This is a genomic window from Frankia gtarii (assembly GCF_025403375.1).
Lineage (GTDB): Bacteria > Actinomycetota > Actinomycetes > Frankiales > Frankiaceae > Frankia > Frankia gtarii.
On sequence record NZ_JAMPTM010000063.1, the window covers coordinates 13,591 to 28,395 of the forward strand.

Here is a 14,805-nt window from a genome sequence, read left to right on the forward strand (position 1 = left end):
CCGCCGCATCGGCCACGACGAGTACCCACCCCACCGCGGCTCGGCGCAGGCCGTGCGTTCAGCCCGCGGCGAGCTCGCGCAGCCGTCGCGCCCAGTTCGGGCCGGTGGCGACGAGGCGGACGGTCCTGGTCTCGCCGGCCTCGTCGGCGGTGGGTCGGGTGAGCATGATCTCCAGATGGTCCTGGGCGAGCCCCTCCACCAGCCCGGCGCCCCACTCGACGACGGTCACCGAGGTCTCGGCGTCGGCATCGAGGTCGAGGTCATCGACCTCGGTCACCCCGCCGAGCCGGTAGGCGTCGACGTGCACGAGCGGAATCCGGCCGTCCGGGTAGATCCGCGCGAGCACGAACGTCGGCGAGGTGACCGTCTCGCGCACGCCGAGCCCGGCGGCGATGCCCTGGGTGAGGACCGTCTTGCCCGCGCCGAGCGGACCGGAAAGCACGAGCAGGTCGCCGGGGCGCAGCAGCGCACCCAACCGGGCGCCGAAGTCCCGCATCCGCTCCGCTGTGGGTACGACGACCACGTCGCGTTGCCGTGCCGCGTTCACGCCCCTCGCCTCCTCGCTACCACCCGCCCGAGCCGGCCTCCCGCCAGGCTCGTACCCGCCGGTGCCCGCCGCCCGGGTCCGCCGAGGTCGGTCAGGCGACCGTCCCACCGGCGTCCGAGGTCGGTCAGGCGACCGTCCCACCGGCGTCGCGGTCCGCGACCGCCGCCCGCTCGGCCAGCGGCGCACCGTCCGCGGCGGCGCCGACCGGGGCGGGTGGGCGTCCCGCCCGCAACCGCGGCAGCGGCAGCGAGACCTCGGCGAGGGACCGCTGCACCAGCCCACGGATCGCGGCGTTCACCGCTTCGGGCCGCTCCAACATGATGGCGTGGCCGGCGTCCTGCTCGACGACCAGCTCCGCCTCGGGCAGGATCTCGGCGATCGCCCGGCTGTGCGCCACCGGGGTGATCAGGTCGGTGTCGCCGACGACCAGCACGGTGGGGATCGCGGCCAGTCGCGCGGCGGCAACCATCCGGTCGTTGTCGAGCAGGGTGGGCAGGAACGCGGCGATGACCGCGACCGAGGTGTCCGAAACCATCGTCTCGAGGAAGGTGACGACCGCCGGCGGCAGGTCGGTGGCGCCGAACCCGATCCGCCGGGTCACCTCCCACGACATGTCGCTGCCCCGCCCGCGGACCCGCTCCAGCGCGCCGGAGGTGTGCCGCATGCCGACGGCGATGCCGGGCAGCACCCGGCGCACCACCGCAGTCGCCAGGGCCGGCAGCCCCAGGGCCACCTGGGCCAGCTCCGACGCGCTGGTCGACAGCAGCGCCACCCCGATGATCTGGTCATCGAAGAGCTCGGGATGGGCGTCGGCCAGGCCCAGGACCGCCATGCCCCCCATCGAGTGGCCGACGAGAATGATCGGCCCGCCGGGCGCCCGTTCGCGGATCACCCGGTACAGGTCGTCGGCGAGCACGTCGATGGTGCAGTTGCCGACCTCGGACGGCCCGGAGCGCCCGTGCGCGCGCTGGTCGAAGAAGACCATCCGGCCGAGGTCCGAAAGGGCTCGCTGCTGCAGGACCCAGCACTCGGCGGACACGCAGAACCCATGCACGAACACCAGCGTCAGCGGCGCGTCCGGCGGGCCGGTCTCCTCGACGTGCAGCGGCACACCGTCGGCCGCGATCACCGTGGTGACCCGGCCGCCGATCGGCCTCAGCTCGGGCGGCGGCGGGGCGTCCGGCCGGTTGCGGCGGCGGCGGATCGCCCGCCGCTCGGCGAACAGGCCGGCCGCGATGGCCGCGCCAACCACACCGACCGATCCCGTGGCGGCCCTCGCCGCCCGGGAACCCGCGAACGGGTTCACGGTCCTCACCATCGGTGCTCCCTCCTCCGGGCTGCCCTGAACCGATGATGCACTGCTCGCGGTCCAGGGGCAGGCCACACGTGACGCACGCGTGACCATGCTCCGGCCTCGGCCGGTCGGGACATGGTCACGCGTTCGGGCCCGCGACGCCTCAGGCGAAGCCGGGCATCGCAAAGCCGCTGACCAACTCGGTGACCTGCTCCCGGACGCGGCCGATCGTCGTGGTGTCGCCGGCGCCGGCGGCCTTGACGACGTCGTCGATCCAGCCGGCGAGCACCGGCATGTGCGCCGTGGTCAGGCCGCGGGTGGTGATCGCGGCGGTGCCGAGCCGGATGCCGGAGGGGTCGAACGGCTTGCGCTTGTCGAAGGGCACCGCGTTGTAGTTCAGCTCGATCCCCGCGGCGTCGAGTGCCTTCGCCGCCGGCTTTCCGCCGATGTCCTTGCCGGTGAGGTCGATGAGGATGAGGTGGTTGTCGGTACCACCGGTGACCAGGTCGAATCCGCGTTCCACCAGCGCCTCGGCGAGGGCGCGGGCATTCGCCACGATCGCGTGGGCGTAGTCGCGGAACGCGGGCGTCGCCGCCTCCCGCAGGGCGACCGCGATGGCCGCCGTGGTGTGGTTGTGCGGGCCGCCCTGCAGGCCGGGGAACACCGCCTTGTCCAGCGCCGTGGCGTGCTCGGCGTCCGAGAGCAGCATGGCCCCGCGCGGGCCGCGCAGCGTCTTGTGCGTGGTGGTCGAGATCACCGGGGCATGACCGACCGGTGAGGGGTGCGCGCCCCCGGCGATCAGCCCCGCGATGTGCGCGATGTCGGCGACGAGCACCGCCCCCACCTCGCGCGCGATCTCGGCGAAGGCCGGGAAGTCGATCGTTCGCGGGATCGCCGTCCCACCACAAAAGATGATCTTCGGGCGCTCGGCGCGGGCGAGGTCGCGCACCTCGTCCAGATCAATCCGGCCGGTGTCGGCGCGCAGGCCGTAGCGGACGCTGCGGAACCACTTGCCGGTCGCCGACACGCTCCAGCCGTGCGTCAGGTGCCCGCCCATCGGCAGCGACAGCCCCATGATCGTGTCACCGGGCTGGGCGAAGGCGAGGTAGACGGCCAGGTTCGCCGGCGAGCCGGAGTACGGCTGGACATTGGCATGCTCGACGCCGAACAGTGCCTTGGCCCGGTCGACGGCCAGCGTCTCGATCGGATCAACGACCTGCTGGCCCTCGTAGTAGCGCCGGCCGACGTACCCCTCGGAGTACTTGTTGGTCAGAACGGATCCGGACGCCTCCAGCACCGCGGTGGAGACGTAGTTCTCCGAGGCGATCAGCCTGATCGACGCATGCTGACGGGCGGCCTCGGCCTCGACCAGCCCGGCGAGCTCGGGATCGGCGACGGTGAGCTCGGGAAGCGGTGGGTTGTGCATGCTGACCTCCGGCAGGTCTCATCCAGCCGGAGGCACCCAGGCGCGCGGCACCGATCCGCTCGTCGCTCCCCGGTGGTCAGTTCCACCTCTGTGCGCCAGTCACGACTCGCCAACATCCTAAGCCATCAGGCTGCCCGGGCCCCGTCAACGGCGGACGGACGGGGTGCCGGCGGGACCATCTGCCCTGGGTGGGCAGGCTTCGCGGGCGGTGCCGCCCCGGGCCATGCGGTCCGGCAGTCGGCTGGCCGACGCCACGGCCAGATCACATCCGGGCCGCCAGGCCGGGCCGAGCCGGGCCACGTCCCTTACCGTGGAATGAGCCTAACCGTGGAACGAGGCCGGGACACCCGGCCGAGACGGTGGATGTTTCGTTGCGGAGGCGGGAATCGTGAAGCTGTCGTGGCACAGGAGCAGGGACATTCCGGTGGACGCCGGTCGCGGCCTGACCGGCCCGGCGCGGGCCGCCGCACTCGGGATGGTCGAGGAGTCGGAGCCAGAGCCGGAGCCCGCCGCGGCGGCGGCGCCAGCGGCGCCGGCAGCGGCCGGCCCGGTCATGCTGACGCTGACGACCCGCTCCAGGATCGAGCAGGCCGAGCAGGAGGCAGTCGAGGCCGCGGCCCGTCCGGTGCGCCGCCGGATCGAGCGCGGCGCGCTCGGCGGCAGCGCCCCCACCGGCGGGGGCTGCTCCTCCGGCGGCTGCGGCTGATCCAGCCGTAGGCCGCGCCCGGGCGGCAGGGCCAGGGCGGCATCAGACGGGAGTCAGACGTAGACGCGCGGGACGCGCCCGCCGATCCGGGTGACGATCTCGTAGTTGATCGTCCCCAGCGCCGCGGCCCAGTCGTCCGCGGTCGGCTCCCCGCGATCACCCGGGCCGAAGATCAGCACCTCATCTCCCGCGGCCGCCGCATCGTCCCCGACATCGAGGACGAACTGGTCCATGCAGACGGTGCCGGCGATGCGCCGACGGCGGCCGCCGAACAGCACCTCCCCGAGGTTCGTGGCGGCCCGGGGGATGCCGTCGGCGTAGCCCAGCGGTACCAGGGCAAGCGTCGTCTCTCGCGCCGTGGTGTAGCGGTGGGCGTAGGACACACCCGTGCCGGCCGGCACCCGCTTGACCAGTGCAGCATGGCTGACCAGCGACATCGCCGGTCGCAGGCCGAACTGCGCGGGCGTGCCCACCTCCGGTCCGGGCGAGAGCCCGTAGACGGACACTCCGGGTCGCACCAGGTCGAAATGTGCCTCGGGGCTGACCAGGGTCGCCGCGGAGTTGGCCAGGTGCCGCACGGTCGGTGTCAGCCCGGCCTTCTCGGCCAGGTCGACGGCGTCCCGGAACGCCCCGATCTGGGCCTGCACGGTCGGATGCCCTGGGGCGTCCGCGAACGCGAAGTGGCTCCACACCCCGAACGCCTCGATCACACCCTCAGCCTGTAGCGACGCAGCCTGGTCGCACAGCCCCGGCCAGTCTTCGGGCATCGCCCCGGCCCGGCCGAGACCGGTGTCCGCCTTCAGATGCACCCGGGCCGGTCGGCCGGCCTGCCGCGCCGCCATGGCGATCTCCGAGAGGGTCCACGATGCGGACGCCGACACGTCGATGCCGGCCGCGATCGCCTCGGCGAAACGCTCACCGGGCGCGGCGAGCCAGCAGAGAACCGGCGCGGTGATCCCGGCCGCGCGCAGCGCCAGTGCCTCCTCCAGAACCGCCGTGCCAAGCCAGCTCGCCCCGCCGTCCAGCGCCGCCCGGGCACAGGGAACCATGCCGTGGCCGTAACCGTCGGCCTTCACGACGGCCATGGTGGCAGCGTCGCCGGCGCGGGCCGCGAGGGCGGCCACCGAGTCACGGACCGCGTCGAGCTCGACGGCGGCATACGTCCGGGGTGTGCTCCCCGCCGACGCCTCGGTGGCCTGCACGCTCATGGCGGTCACGCTACCCGCCGTGACCGCCCCCCGGGCGGCCCCGACCCGGCGCGGCCAGCAGGTCGGTGACGACCTGGGGCAGTAGGTCGGGCAGGTCGCCGGCGGCGAGCGGCACGGCGGCGCGCTCGGCGGCGCGCCCGTGCAGGTGGGCGCCGACCACCCCGGCACCGGCGGCGGATAGCCCGGCCGCGAGCAGCGAGCCGATCAGGCCGGTCAGGACATCCCCCGTGCCGGCGGTCCCCAGCCACCCGGAACCGTTCGTGTTCACCCAGGCCGCCCCGGCCGGTTCGACGATCAGGGTGCGGGTGCCCTTGAGCAGGATCACCGCGCCCGTCGCCGCGGCGGCCCGCCGAACGGCGGCGAGGCGGTCGGCGGCGAGATCCACCGTCGTACGATCGGGATCCCACCCCAGCGCGGTCGCGGTGAACCGGCCGAACTCGCCCTCGTGCGGGGTGATGAGAACCGTCGCGTCCCGGGCGCGTAGCGCCGCGGGGTCGGCCGCGAGGAGCTCCGCCAGCGGGTCGAGGGCGCCCGCGTCGACCACGACCGGCAGGTCGGTGCCGAGTAGTCCGGCCACCAGCTCCCGGACCGCCGGCCCCGGGTCCAGGCCCGGACCGATCGCCCAGGCCTGGACCCGGCCGGCGGCGAGCATGGCCACGCGGTCCCCGGCCCGGATGGCGGTCACCACCGCCTCGGGGTGCGCCCGCCGGACGAAGTCCCCCGCCCGGCTGGCGATCCCCGTCTCCGTCACGACCCGCAGGTAGCCGGCGCCACCACGCAGCGCCCCACCGACCGCGAGCACCGCGGCGCCCGGGTAGGCGTCGCTGCCGGCGACCAGGCCGAGGACCCCCCGGCGGTACTTGGACGATTCCGGCCCCGGCACCGGGATCATCGCGGCGACGTCGGCGTCGTCGAGCGCTCGCAGGTCGGGCTCGGGCAACTCCAGCCCGATGTCGACCAGTTCCACCGGCCCGGTGTGGGCGGCGCCCGGCGTCAGCCACAGGCCGCGCTTGTGGGTGCCGAACGTGACGGTGGCGCTGGCCCGCACGGCGGCTCCGATGACGGCGCCGGTGTCCGCGTCGACGCCGCTGGGGACGTCGACGGCCACGGTGCGATCGGGCGGCGCGAGGGCCGCCAGCCGGGCGTGGTCCGCCCGCAGACCGCCGCGGCCACCGATGCCGAGCAACCCGTCCAGGACGAGGTCGGCCTGGACGAACAGCCCGCGCAGCGTCTCGTCGTCGAGGGCGAGCGCGGGACCGTGCAGCCTGCCACCGGCAGCCAGCAGAGCCGCAGTGCCCTCCGGGTGGGTGCGGCCAGGCGCGATCGCGTCGACTCGGGCGCCACGCGCGGCCAGGCGCGCGCCGGCCCACAGGGCGTCGCCGCCGTTGTCACCGCCCCCGGCGAGCACGACGATCCGGGCGCCGTAGACCCGGCCGAGCCGGCGGGTGACATGGGCTACCAGCCCATACACCGCGCGTTGCATGAGGGCGCCGGGCGGCAGGGAGGCGAGCTGCGCCGCCTCGGCATCCCGGATCTGGGTGACCGTGTGCGCGTTCCGCATGATGCCATGCTGCCCTGCGCCGGGCGGCCGATGCTGCAGGAGCCCCTGGGACCGCCGCTTCGCCGGGCGGGCGCTGGCCGGTCACCGGTCAGTTTTCGGCGACGACCATCGCGATGGCGACCCCGCCATCGTGGGTGAGGGACAGATGCCAGGAGGCGATGTCCAGCCGGGCCGCCGCGGCGGCCACGGTGCCGCGGATCTGCACCGACGGCCGTCCACTCCCGCTCAAAACGACCTCGGCATCGTGCCACTCCAGCCCGGGCGGTGCCCCGAGCACCTTCGCCACAGCCTCCTTCGCCGCGAACCGGGCGGCCAGCCGCTCCGGTCGAACCAGATCGCGCTCCGCCGGGGTGAACAGGCGCATCGCGATCCCCGGCGTGCGTGACAGCGTCGCTGCGAAACGGTCGACGTCCACCACGTCGACGCCGACACCCACCACCGCCATCAGGCAAGCGTCCCATACCGGCGCTCCAGTCCGTGGCGGGCCGTGCGCGCGCCTCGTCGCGACGCCCCGGCCTCACCGCCACCGGGCGCACCCCTTCGGATCAGGACGTCGCCCGATCCGAAGGGGTGGCATGCCGGCGGATCGGGCCCGGTGAGACCCGGCCGGGTTCAGTGCTTCGCATCCCAGCCCGCAGCGGCACCGCCGTCATCCTCTCCGGCGGTGTCGGTCTCCTCGGCGGTGTCGGTCTCCTCGGCGGTCGGGTCGCCCTCGTCGCCGGCGAGGATGCGGTAGAGGCTGCGGCGGGTCTCGGTGAGCAGGGATCGGGCGGCGGCGATCTGTGCGCCGTCCCCGGCCTGGGCGACCTGGACCACCGCGGCACCTACGGCGAAGGCCAGCGAGCGCAGGCTGGCCAACTCGTCGTTGTCGCTGGCGGCGGCGGTCTCCCACGGCTTGCGCTGCCCCGTCCGGGACTCGACGTGGGCCCGCCCGGTGTCGGTGAGGTGGAAGACCCGCTTGCCCTCCGCCTCCTGCGCGCGCACGAGCCCCTCGTCGGCGAGCAGAGACAGCACCGGGTACACCGAGCCGGGGCTCGGCCGCCAGCTGCCCCCGCTGCGCTCGGCCAGCTCACGGATCATCTGGTAGCCGTGCATCGGCTGCTCGGCGAGCAGGGCCAGCAACGCCTCGCGGACGTCACCTCGGCCCACCCGCGGCCCACGGCCGAAACCACCTGGGCCGCCGAAGCCCGGACCGAACCCGGGACCGAACCCGGGACCGGGGAAGCCGGCGAACGGCGGCCAGCCCGGCCCGCCACGGCGCCCACGCGGCCGGCCCTCGCTGGGCCCGCCGTGGTCATGGTGCCCTCCGCCGTGTCCGCCACGCGCCGTGCGGCTGGTGCGGTCACGCGCCGCCGATTCCTTCGTTCCGCAGCCACCGGCCTCACGGTCCCCCCATCCGGCCATCGTCTCGAAGAACTCCGACAGCCTCGCGGGATCGAACCCCGCTGCGCGCCCCCATTTACCCCAGGGGCCCCAGGGGCCTGGTATCGCTTGCGATGTCATGATCTTTCCTTTCATCTCCACGGGTGACCAACGGAGGCCATCCACACGCTATCGCGTACGCTCACGATATATCGCGATGCTACGGAAGACAAGCGAGTCTCGGTAATGCGGTGGACCTGGCCAGTACGATCGCCGCTCGCATTCCGTAGGATTAACCAGTGATCATTTCTGTGTCCGGAGAGAACGGGCACGGCGGGGACGCCGTCACCCCGCTCGAAGCAGCCTTCGAGGAACGTGCCTGCGCGCAGCGCGCGGGCACCGACGTGTTCATCGAAGGGGTGAACCTGGCCCTGCTCGGCCGCGTCGAGCAGCTCCGCATCCGGCCCACCAACGCCTCGGGCACGGTCGACGACGACGGGCCTCACGAGGTCCGCTTGGAGGCGGCCGACGACGGGCCGCGCACCGGCTGCACGTGTCCCGAAGGCGCAACCGGCTCGTTCTGCCGCCACGCGGTCGCCGTCGCCCTCGTCGCCACCGGCTCCGCGGGCCTGGCCGAGGACGACGAGGACGATGAGGACGACGACGGCGACGGCGACGAGGAGAACGGCGGGATCATCGGCGAAAGTTCGCTGTTCACCGACGACCCGGTGCACGCAGCGATGCGGGTGTTCCTCAGCCGCGCCCCCCGCGCCGAGCTCGTGGAGACGCTGCTCGATGCCGCGGACGACAGCGAGGCGGTCGCCGACGCCCTCTGGGAGGCCACCGTCGCCTGGCACGGCCGCCAGCACGGCACCGCGCCCTCACCCTGACCCGGCCCCCGAGCCCAGGGGTCCCCGTGAAGTGCCGGAGGCCCCCTCGGACCATCCCAGGAAGACCGCCGAAGGCGATCTGACGGAAACCAGCAGCCACCCCAGGGCCAGAGGTCCCCGTGAAGTGCCGAAGGCCCCCTCGACCATCCCAGGAAGACCGCCGAAGGCGATCTGACGGAAACCAGCAGCCACCCCAGGGCCAGGGGTCCCCGTGAAGTGCCGAAGGCCCCCTCGACCATCCCAGGAAGACCGCCGAAGGCGATCTGACGGAAACCAGCAGCCACCCCAGGGCCAGGGGTCCCCGTGAAGTGCCGAAGGCACTTCACGGGGGTGGCTCTATTCCACCGTGACGGACTTGGCGAGGTTGCGCGGCTGGTCCACGTCGAGGCCGCGGGCGAGGGCGAGCTCGCAGGCGAACACCTGCAGCGGCAGGGTCGTCACCAAGGGCGCGAACAGGGACGAGGTCGCCGGCACGCGGATGAGATGGTCGGCGTAGGGCTCCACCGCGACGTCGCCGTCCTCGGCGATCACGATGGTCCGCGCGCCGCGCGCCCGGACCTCCTGGATGTTAGAAACGATCTTGCCGTGCAGGTGCGCACGCCCGCGCGGCGACGGCGCGACGACGATCACCGGCAGGCCCGGTTCGATGAGCGCGATCGGCCCATGCTTGAGCTCACCGGCCGGGAAGCCCTCGGCGTGCATGTAGGCGAGTTCCTTGAGCTTGAGGGCCCCTTCCAGCGCCACCGGGTAGCCCACGTGGCGGCCGAGGAAGAGCACGGCCTTGGCATCGGCCAGGCTGCGGGCGAGCTCGCGGATCGGTTCGAGTCGACCTAGCGTCCGCTCCACCAGGTCGGGCATCCGCTGCAGCCGCTCGACGTAGGCGGCGACTTCGTCGCCGTAGAGCACGCCGCGCACCTGCGCCAGGTAAAGGCCGACGAGCAGGCAGGCCGCGACCTGCCCGAGGAAGGTCTTGGTCGAGGCGACGCCCACCTCCGGCCCACAGCGGGTATACAACACCGCGTCGGACTCCCGCGGGATCGTCGACCCGTTCGTGTTGCAGATCGCGAGCACCCGGGCCTTCTGCTCGCGGGCGTGTTTGACGGCCATGAGCGTGTCCAACGTCTCGCCGCTCTGACTGATCGCGATCACGAGGGTGGATCGGTCCAGCACGGGGTCCCGATAGCGGAACTCCGAGGCCATTTCGACCTCGCAGGGCAGCCGGGTCCAGTGCTCGATGGCGTACTTCGCGATCAGGCCGGCGTGGTATGCCGTCCCGCAGGCGACGATGAAGACCTTGTCCACGTCCCGGAAGTCCTGGGCGGACAGCCGCTCCTCGTCGAGGACGATCGCGCCGTCGGTGGAAAGCCGACCCCGAAGGGTGTCCGCGAGTGCGGTCGGCTGCTCGTTGATCTCCTTGAGCATGAAGTACGGGTAACCGCCCTTCTCGGCGGCACCCGCGTCCCAGTCGACGTGGTAGCGGCGCCCCTCGACGATCTCGCCGGCGAAGTCGGTCACGGTGACGCCGTCCCGGCGGGCCTCGACCACCTGGTCCTGCCCGATCTCCATCGCCTCGCGGGTGTGGGCGATGAACGCCGAGACATCGCTGGCGAGGAAGGCTTCGCCCGCCCCCAGCCCAACGACCAGCGGGCTGTTACGCCGGGCGCCGACGACCACCTCGGGGAAGTCGCGGTGCAGCACGACGAGGGTGAAGGCACCCTCCAGCCGGCGGCAGACGCGCTGCAGCGCCACGGTCAGCGGGTGCGTCCCCGGCTCGGCGGTGAGATTGGCTGATGCGCCGGGGCCGGGTGCACCACCCGTACCGGGTCGGGTCGGTCGGGGGGTGACGTCCTCCGGGACCGTCGCCGCCGGCCCGGCGGCGACGTTGCCCAGCTCGACCTCCAGCAGATGGGCGACGACCTCGGTGTCGGTCTCGCTCGCGAGCTCGTGCCCGATCGCCTCCAGCTCGGCGCGCAGCGCGGCGAAGTTTTCGATGATGCCGTTGTGGATGACGGCGATCGCGCCGGTGCAGTCGGTGTGAGGGTGGGCGTTGGCGTCGGTCGGGCCGCCGTGGGTAGCCCACCGGGTGTGCCCCATCCCGGTCGTCCCGGGCATCGGGTCCGTCTCCGAGCCCTCGGACAGCAACTTCTCCAGATTGGCGAGCTTGCCGGCCCGCCGCGCTATCCGCAGCGCCCCGGCACCGACGACCGCGATGCCGGAGGAGTCATAGCCGCGATACTCGAGGCGACGCAGGCCGTTCAACGCGACGTCCAGGGCCGACTGGTCACCGACGTACCCGATGATCCCGCACATGCGCCTCAGCGTACGCAGGTTCCCATGGCCCGCGGACGTGCCCGGCCGAACGGACCGCAAGTTGTCCTGGCGTGGCCTCGCCCGCAGATTGACGCGGGCGGGTTCAGCGGGGGGCTGGCAGCGCGGCGCGAACGACAGCCGCGAGGCGGTGGGCGGTGTCCCGAGCCACGGCGTCGGTCTCCGCCTCGACCATCACCCGGACCAGCGGCTCGGTGCCGGAGGGCCGCAGCAGCACCCTGCCGCCGTCACCGAGCTCGGCCTCGGCGGCGGCGACGGCGGCCAGCAGCTCGGGCGAGGCGCCCGCCCGGGTCCGGTCAACACCACGCACGTTGACGAGCACCTGTGGCAGCCGGGTCATGGCCTTGGCGAGCTCGCCGAGGGGCTGACCGGTCTCGGCGACCCGACCGAGCAGCCGCAGCGCAGTCAGCAGCCCGTCGCCGGTGGTGGCGTGATCGAGGAAGACAACGTGCCCGCTCTGCTCGCCGCCGAGCACATAGCCGCCGGCGCGCATCGCGGCCAGCACGTACCGGTCACCGACGGGCGTGGTCACGACGGTGATCCCGGCCTCACGCATCGCGTGCCGGAAGCCCAGGTTCGACATCACGGTGACGACGACCGTGTCGTCGGCCAGCTCGCCGCGCTCAGCCATGGCGAGCGCGCAGATGGCGAGGATCTGGTCGCCGTCGACGATGTCGCCGGCGGCGTCCACCGCGAGGCAGCGGTCTGCGTCGCCGTCGTGGGCGATGCCGACGTCGGCGCCCTGTTCGACGACCGCCGCGCGCAGGCTGTCCAGATGGGTGGCGCCGCAACCGTCATTGATCGCCACGCCGTCGCCGTCGGCGTGCAGCGCGACCACGTCCGCACCGGCGGCGCGCAGCACCCGCGGCGCGAGCGCGGAGGCGGCGCCCTGGGCGCAGTCGACGACGACCCGCAGGCCGTCGAGCCGCCCTGGAAGGGCCGCAAGCAGGTGGTCCGCGTAGCGGTCGAGAAGTCCCGGCTCGTCCCGGACGCGCCCGACGTCGGCGCCGATGGGTCGAGGCCCGGGCGGTTGCGCCATTCGCCGCTCGATGGCGTCCTCAACCTCGTCGGGGAGTTTGAGCCCACCGGCGGCGAACAGCTTGATGCCGTTGTCCGGCATGGGATTGTGGCTGGCGGAAAGCATCACGCCGAAGGTGGCGCCGCTGGCGGCGACCGCGTGCGCCACGGCCGGGGTCGGCGCCACACCGATGCGGGCGACGTCGGCACCCGAGGCGGCCAGGCCGGCGACGACCGCAGCCTCAAGGAACTCCCCGGATGGACGGGTGTCCCGACCGACGACGACGAGCGGCCGGTGCCGCGCCGGCCCGGTGGACCGGCCCGGCGTGCCCAGCGTTTCCACGGCGGCAGCGGCCAACGACAGCACCTGCTCAGCCGTGAGGTCGACGTTCGCCACGCCTCGTACACCGTCGGTGCCGAAGAGCCTCGTCACTGAGGTCCCCCATGAAGTCGAAGGTTCAGGCGGAGACCGAGGCACGCACCGGCGGCGCCCGCCCCCTCCGCAGGCGCGCCCACCGTGGGGGCGCGCCGACGAGGGGGACGCAAGATCAGCGCTTGCTGTACTGCGGAGCCTTGCGGGCCTTCTTCAGCCCGTACTTCTTGCGCTCCTTGACCCGAGCGTCTCGGGTCAAGAAGCCGGCCTTCTTGAGAGTAGGCCGTGACTCCTCCTCCGCCAGCGTCAGCGCGCGGGCGACGGCGAGTCGAAGTGCGCCGGCCTGGCCCGACACACCGCCGCCGTGCAGCCGGGCGACGATGTCGTAGGACTCGGCCTTGTCCAGCGCCTTCAGCGGCTCGTTGACGAGCTGCTGGTGCACCTTGTTCGGGAAGTACTCCTCCAGCGTCCGCCCGTTGAGCGTCCACTTTCCGGAGCCCGGAAGCAGGCGCACTCGGACGACCGCCTCCTTGCGCCGCCCGGTCGCGCGGGGATTGCCCTGTACGTCGGTCACGACAGCCACGTCGCGTTCCTTCCTCGGTTGATGCGTGGTTCCCGTAGCCGGCGCCCGGGGCGGATCAACACCGCCCGCTGACCGGCTGGAGGAGGTCAGCGGTTACTGCGCGACCTGGATGATCTCGAACGGAGTGGGCTGCTGAGCGTCGTGCGGGTGCGTCGACCCCGCGTAGACCTTCAGCTTGGTGCCCTGGGCGCGGCCGAGCTTGCTCTTCGGCAGCATGCCCTTGATGGCCTTCTCGATGATGATCTGCGGCCGCGTGTCGAGCAGCTCGCCGTACGAGGTGCTGCGCAGACCGCCCGGGAAACCCGAGTGCCGGTGGTACTGGGCCTGCTGGCGCTTGTTTCCACTCAGCGCGACCTTGCCGGCGTTGACGACGATGACGAAGTCGCCGGTGTCGATATGCGGAGCAAAGTACGGCTTGTGCTTGCCGCGCAGCAACGCGGCGGCCTGGGTCGCCAGCCGACCGAGCACCACGTCGGTGGCATCGATGACGTGCCACACACGCTGGACATCCGCGGGCTTGGGCTGGTACGTGCGCACAGGTCTGCCTTCTCGTTCGGACGATCCCGCCCGGGAACTCCAAAGGGTCTCGGGCGGATCTCGTCAAGAATGGTGAGCGCGCAGACGGGACGTGTCACGCGCAGCAGTCTTTGAGGTTACCAGGCGATCGGAGTGGACCGCCGAGCGGCCCAACCGGCCACCGCCGCTGGACTGCACCCCCGCACCACGCGTGCCCGACCCGCCCGGCCAGTCGGAACCTCGCTGGATGATCGGCGTATCGGACGGACGTCGGCGGGTAGACCGGCGCGGCGGTGCCCGAGCGCGGACTGGCGCCCTCCAGCGAGCTAGCTATTCTGACCGAGATGACTGAATTGGGTGGCGGGGGATACGAGAAGCGTGCGGGGTCGGGCACTCCGCGGCGCGGCCGACCGGACCGCCCCGCCCCGCCGGAAGCACCGACCGGGTCCGCGGGCAGCCCATCCGATCCCACGGGGGACGGCGGGGTCGCTCCCGCCGGCGCGGCGGACCATCTGCCGGATCCAGCGTCGGCGGGAGGTCAGAACCTGCGCGGTCGTTACGTCAGCTACGACGGGTGGACGCCCCCGAGCGACGATCCCCTGTTCGGCGGCCCGCGCACCTATGCGTTCTCGTTCGACCACATCGCGGCCTCCAGTGCCGATCCGGACCCGGGCCCGGCCTGGTCGACCTCCGCGGCGTCAACGCCGGAGCCGACCACGCCGGAGCCGTCGATGCCTGAGTCGACCATGCCTGAGTCGACCATGCCGGAGCCGACCACGCCGGCCCAGCCGTCGCCGTCATCGGAGCAGCAGATCGCCTCCTCTGCGCATTCGTCCGCGCCGACCGGCTTCCCACCGCGGCAAGAGACCACGCACGGTCCCTCCGGACCAGCGACCGGCTGGTCGATCCGGGGCTGGTCGGGCGCACCCGGACAGCTGACGGGCATCACCCCCCTCAACGACCCGAATCCCCCCGCCAACCCGAATCCATCCAC

General features: G+C 72.9%; 14 protein-coding genes and 1 riboswitch. Of the genes, 2 read left to right on the forward strand and 12 right to left on the reverse strand.

Annotation, left to right across the window (positions count from 1 at the left end; translation table 11 throughout):
• Positions 1-58 precede the first annotated feature (58 nt).
• From tsaE to glyA, 3 genes are all read right to left on the reverse strand, one after another.
• Positions 59-547, reverse strand: coding sequence for a tRNA (adenosine(37)-N6)-threonylcarbamoyltransferase complex ATPase subunit type 1 TsaE (gene tsaE / locus NBZ83_RS11985; RefSeq protein WP_261567184.1), 489 nt, complete (start codon positions 545-547; stop codon positions 59-61).
• A gap of 124 nt (positions 548-671) precedes the next feature.
• On the reverse strand, positions 672-1,865 hold the full coding sequence (locus NBZ83_RS11990; protein WP_261567185.1) for an alpha/beta fold hydrolase: 1,194 nt from the start codon (positions 1,863-1,865) through the stop codon (positions 672-674).
• Between the two features lie 139 nt (positions 1,866-2,004).
• Positions 2,005-3,267, reverse strand: coding sequence for a serine hydroxymethyltransferase (glyA, locus tag NBZ83_RS11995; protein WP_261567186.1), 1,263 nt, complete (start codon positions 3,265-3,267; stop codon positions 2,005-2,007).
• Positions 3,268-3,294: 27 nt separating this feature from the next.
• A riboswitch (ZMP/ZTP riboswitch) is annotated at positions 3,295-3,380 on the reverse strand.
• Positions 3,381-3,691: 311 nt separating this feature from the next.
• Here glyA and NBZ83_RS12000 point away from each other — a divergent pair.
• Positions 3,692-3,973 carry a hypothetical protein gene (locus NBZ83_RS12000; protein ID WP_438803176.1) on the forward strand — a complete coding sequence of 94 codons (282 nt, stop codon included), beginning with the start codon at positions 3,692-3,694 and terminating at the stop codon, positions 3,971-3,973.
• A 53-nt stretch (positions 3,974-4,026) separates the two neighbouring features.
• On the opposite strand, the gene alr is transcribed toward NBZ83_RS12000, so the two are convergent.
• From alr to NBZ83_RS34300, 4 genes are all read right to left on the reverse strand, one after another.
• Positions 4,027-5,181, reverse strand: coding sequence for an alanine racemase (alr, locus tag NBZ83_RS12005; RefSeq protein ID WP_261567187.1), 1,155 nt, complete (start codon positions 5,179-5,181; stop codon positions 4,027-4,029).
• Between the two features lie 10 nt (positions 5,182-5,191).
• Complete coding sequence (locus tag NBZ83_RS12010; protein WP_261567188.1) at positions 5,192-6,742, reverse strand: NAD(P)H-hydrate dehydratase; 1,551 nt, start codon at positions 6,740-6,742, stop codon at positions 5,192-5,194.
• 88 nt (positions 6,743-6,830) lie between these two features.
• Positions 6,831-7,187 carry a holo-ACP synthase gene (locus NBZ83_RS12015; RefSeq protein ID WP_261567189.1) on the reverse strand — a complete coding sequence of 119 codons (357 nt, stop codon included), beginning with the start codon at positions 7,185-7,187 and terminating at the stop codon, positions 6,831-6,833.
• Between the two features lie 167 nt (positions 7,188-7,354).
• Positions 7,355-7,891, reverse strand: coding sequence for a PadR family transcriptional regulator (locus tag NBZ83_RS34300; RefSeq protein WP_438803177.1), 537 nt, complete (start codon positions 7,889-7,891; stop codon positions 7,355-7,357).
• 512 nt (positions 7,892-8,403) lie between these two features.
• Here NBZ83_RS34300 and NBZ83_RS12025 point away from each other — a divergent pair.
• Positions 8,404-8,994, forward strand: a complete 591-nt coding sequence (locus tag NBZ83_RS12025; protein ID WP_261574959.1) for an SWIM zinc finger family protein — start codon at positions 8,404-8,406, stop codon at positions 8,992-8,994.
• Between the two features lie 336 nt (positions 8,995-9,330).
• Here NBZ83_RS12025 and glmS read toward each other — a convergent pair whose 3' ends face one another.
• From glmS to NBZ83_RS12050, 5 genes are all read right to left on the reverse strand, one after another.
• Positions 9,331-11,304: a glutamine--fructose-6-phosphate transaminase (isomerizing) gene (gene glmS, locus NBZ83_RS12030; RefSeq protein WP_261567192.1), complete on the reverse strand. Its 1,974-nt coding sequence runs from the start codon at positions 11,302-11,304 to the stop codon at positions 9,331-9,333.
• A gap of 103 nt (positions 11,305-11,407) precedes the next feature.
• Positions 11,408-12,772 (reverse strand): phosphoglucosamine mutase, encoded by a 1,365-nt coding sequence (gene glmM / locus NBZ83_RS12035; protein WP_261567193.1) that lies wholly within the window; start codon positions 12,770-12,772, stop codon positions 11,408-11,410.
• Positions 12,773-12,887: 115 nt separating this feature from the next.
• Positions 12,888-13,295, reverse strand: coding sequence for a 30S ribosomal protein S9 (gene rpsI, locus NBZ83_RS12040; RefSeq protein ID WP_136447124.1), 408 nt, complete (start codon positions 13,293-13,295; stop codon positions 12,888-12,890).
• Positions 13,296-13,388: 93 nt separating this feature from the next.
• Positions 13,389-13,832, reverse strand: coding sequence for a 50S ribosomal protein L13 (gene rplM / locus NBZ83_RS12045; RefSeq protein WP_136447125.1), 444 nt, complete (start codon positions 13,830-13,832; stop codon positions 13,389-13,391).
• Positions 13,833-14,430: 598 nt separating this feature from the next.
• On the reverse strand, positions 14,431-14,682 hold the full coding sequence (locus tag NBZ83_RS12050; protein ID WP_261574960.1) for a hypothetical protein: 252 nt from the start codon (positions 14,680-14,682) through the stop codon (positions 14,431-14,433).
• Positions 14,683-14,805 lie beyond the last annotated feature (123 nt).

Coding starts and splice junctions, on each gene's coding strand:
- NBZ83_RS12015 (WP_261567189.1), bottom strand. CDS start 7,187: ATGGCGGTGGTGGGTGTCGGCGTCGACGTGGTGGACGTCGACCGTTTC.
- NBZ83_RS12010 (WP_261567188.1), bottom strand. CDS start 6,742: ATGCGGAACGCGCACACGGTCACCCAGATCCGGGATGCCGAGGCGGCG.
- alr (WP_261567187.1), bottom strand. CDS start 5,181: ATGAGCGTGCAGGCCACCGAGGCGTCGGCGGGGAGCACACCCCGGACG.
- glmS (WP_261567192.1), bottom strand. CDS start 11,304: ATGTGCGGGATCATCGGGTACGTCGGTGACCAGTCGGCCCTGGACGTC.
- glyA (WP_261567186.1), bottom strand. CDS start 3,267: ATGCACAACCCACCGCTTCCCGAGCTCACCGTCGCCGATCCCGAGCTC.
- NBZ83_RS11990 (WP_261567185.1), bottom strand. CDS start 1,865: ATGGTGAGGACCGTGAACCCGTTCGCGGGTTCCCGGGCGGCGAGGGCC.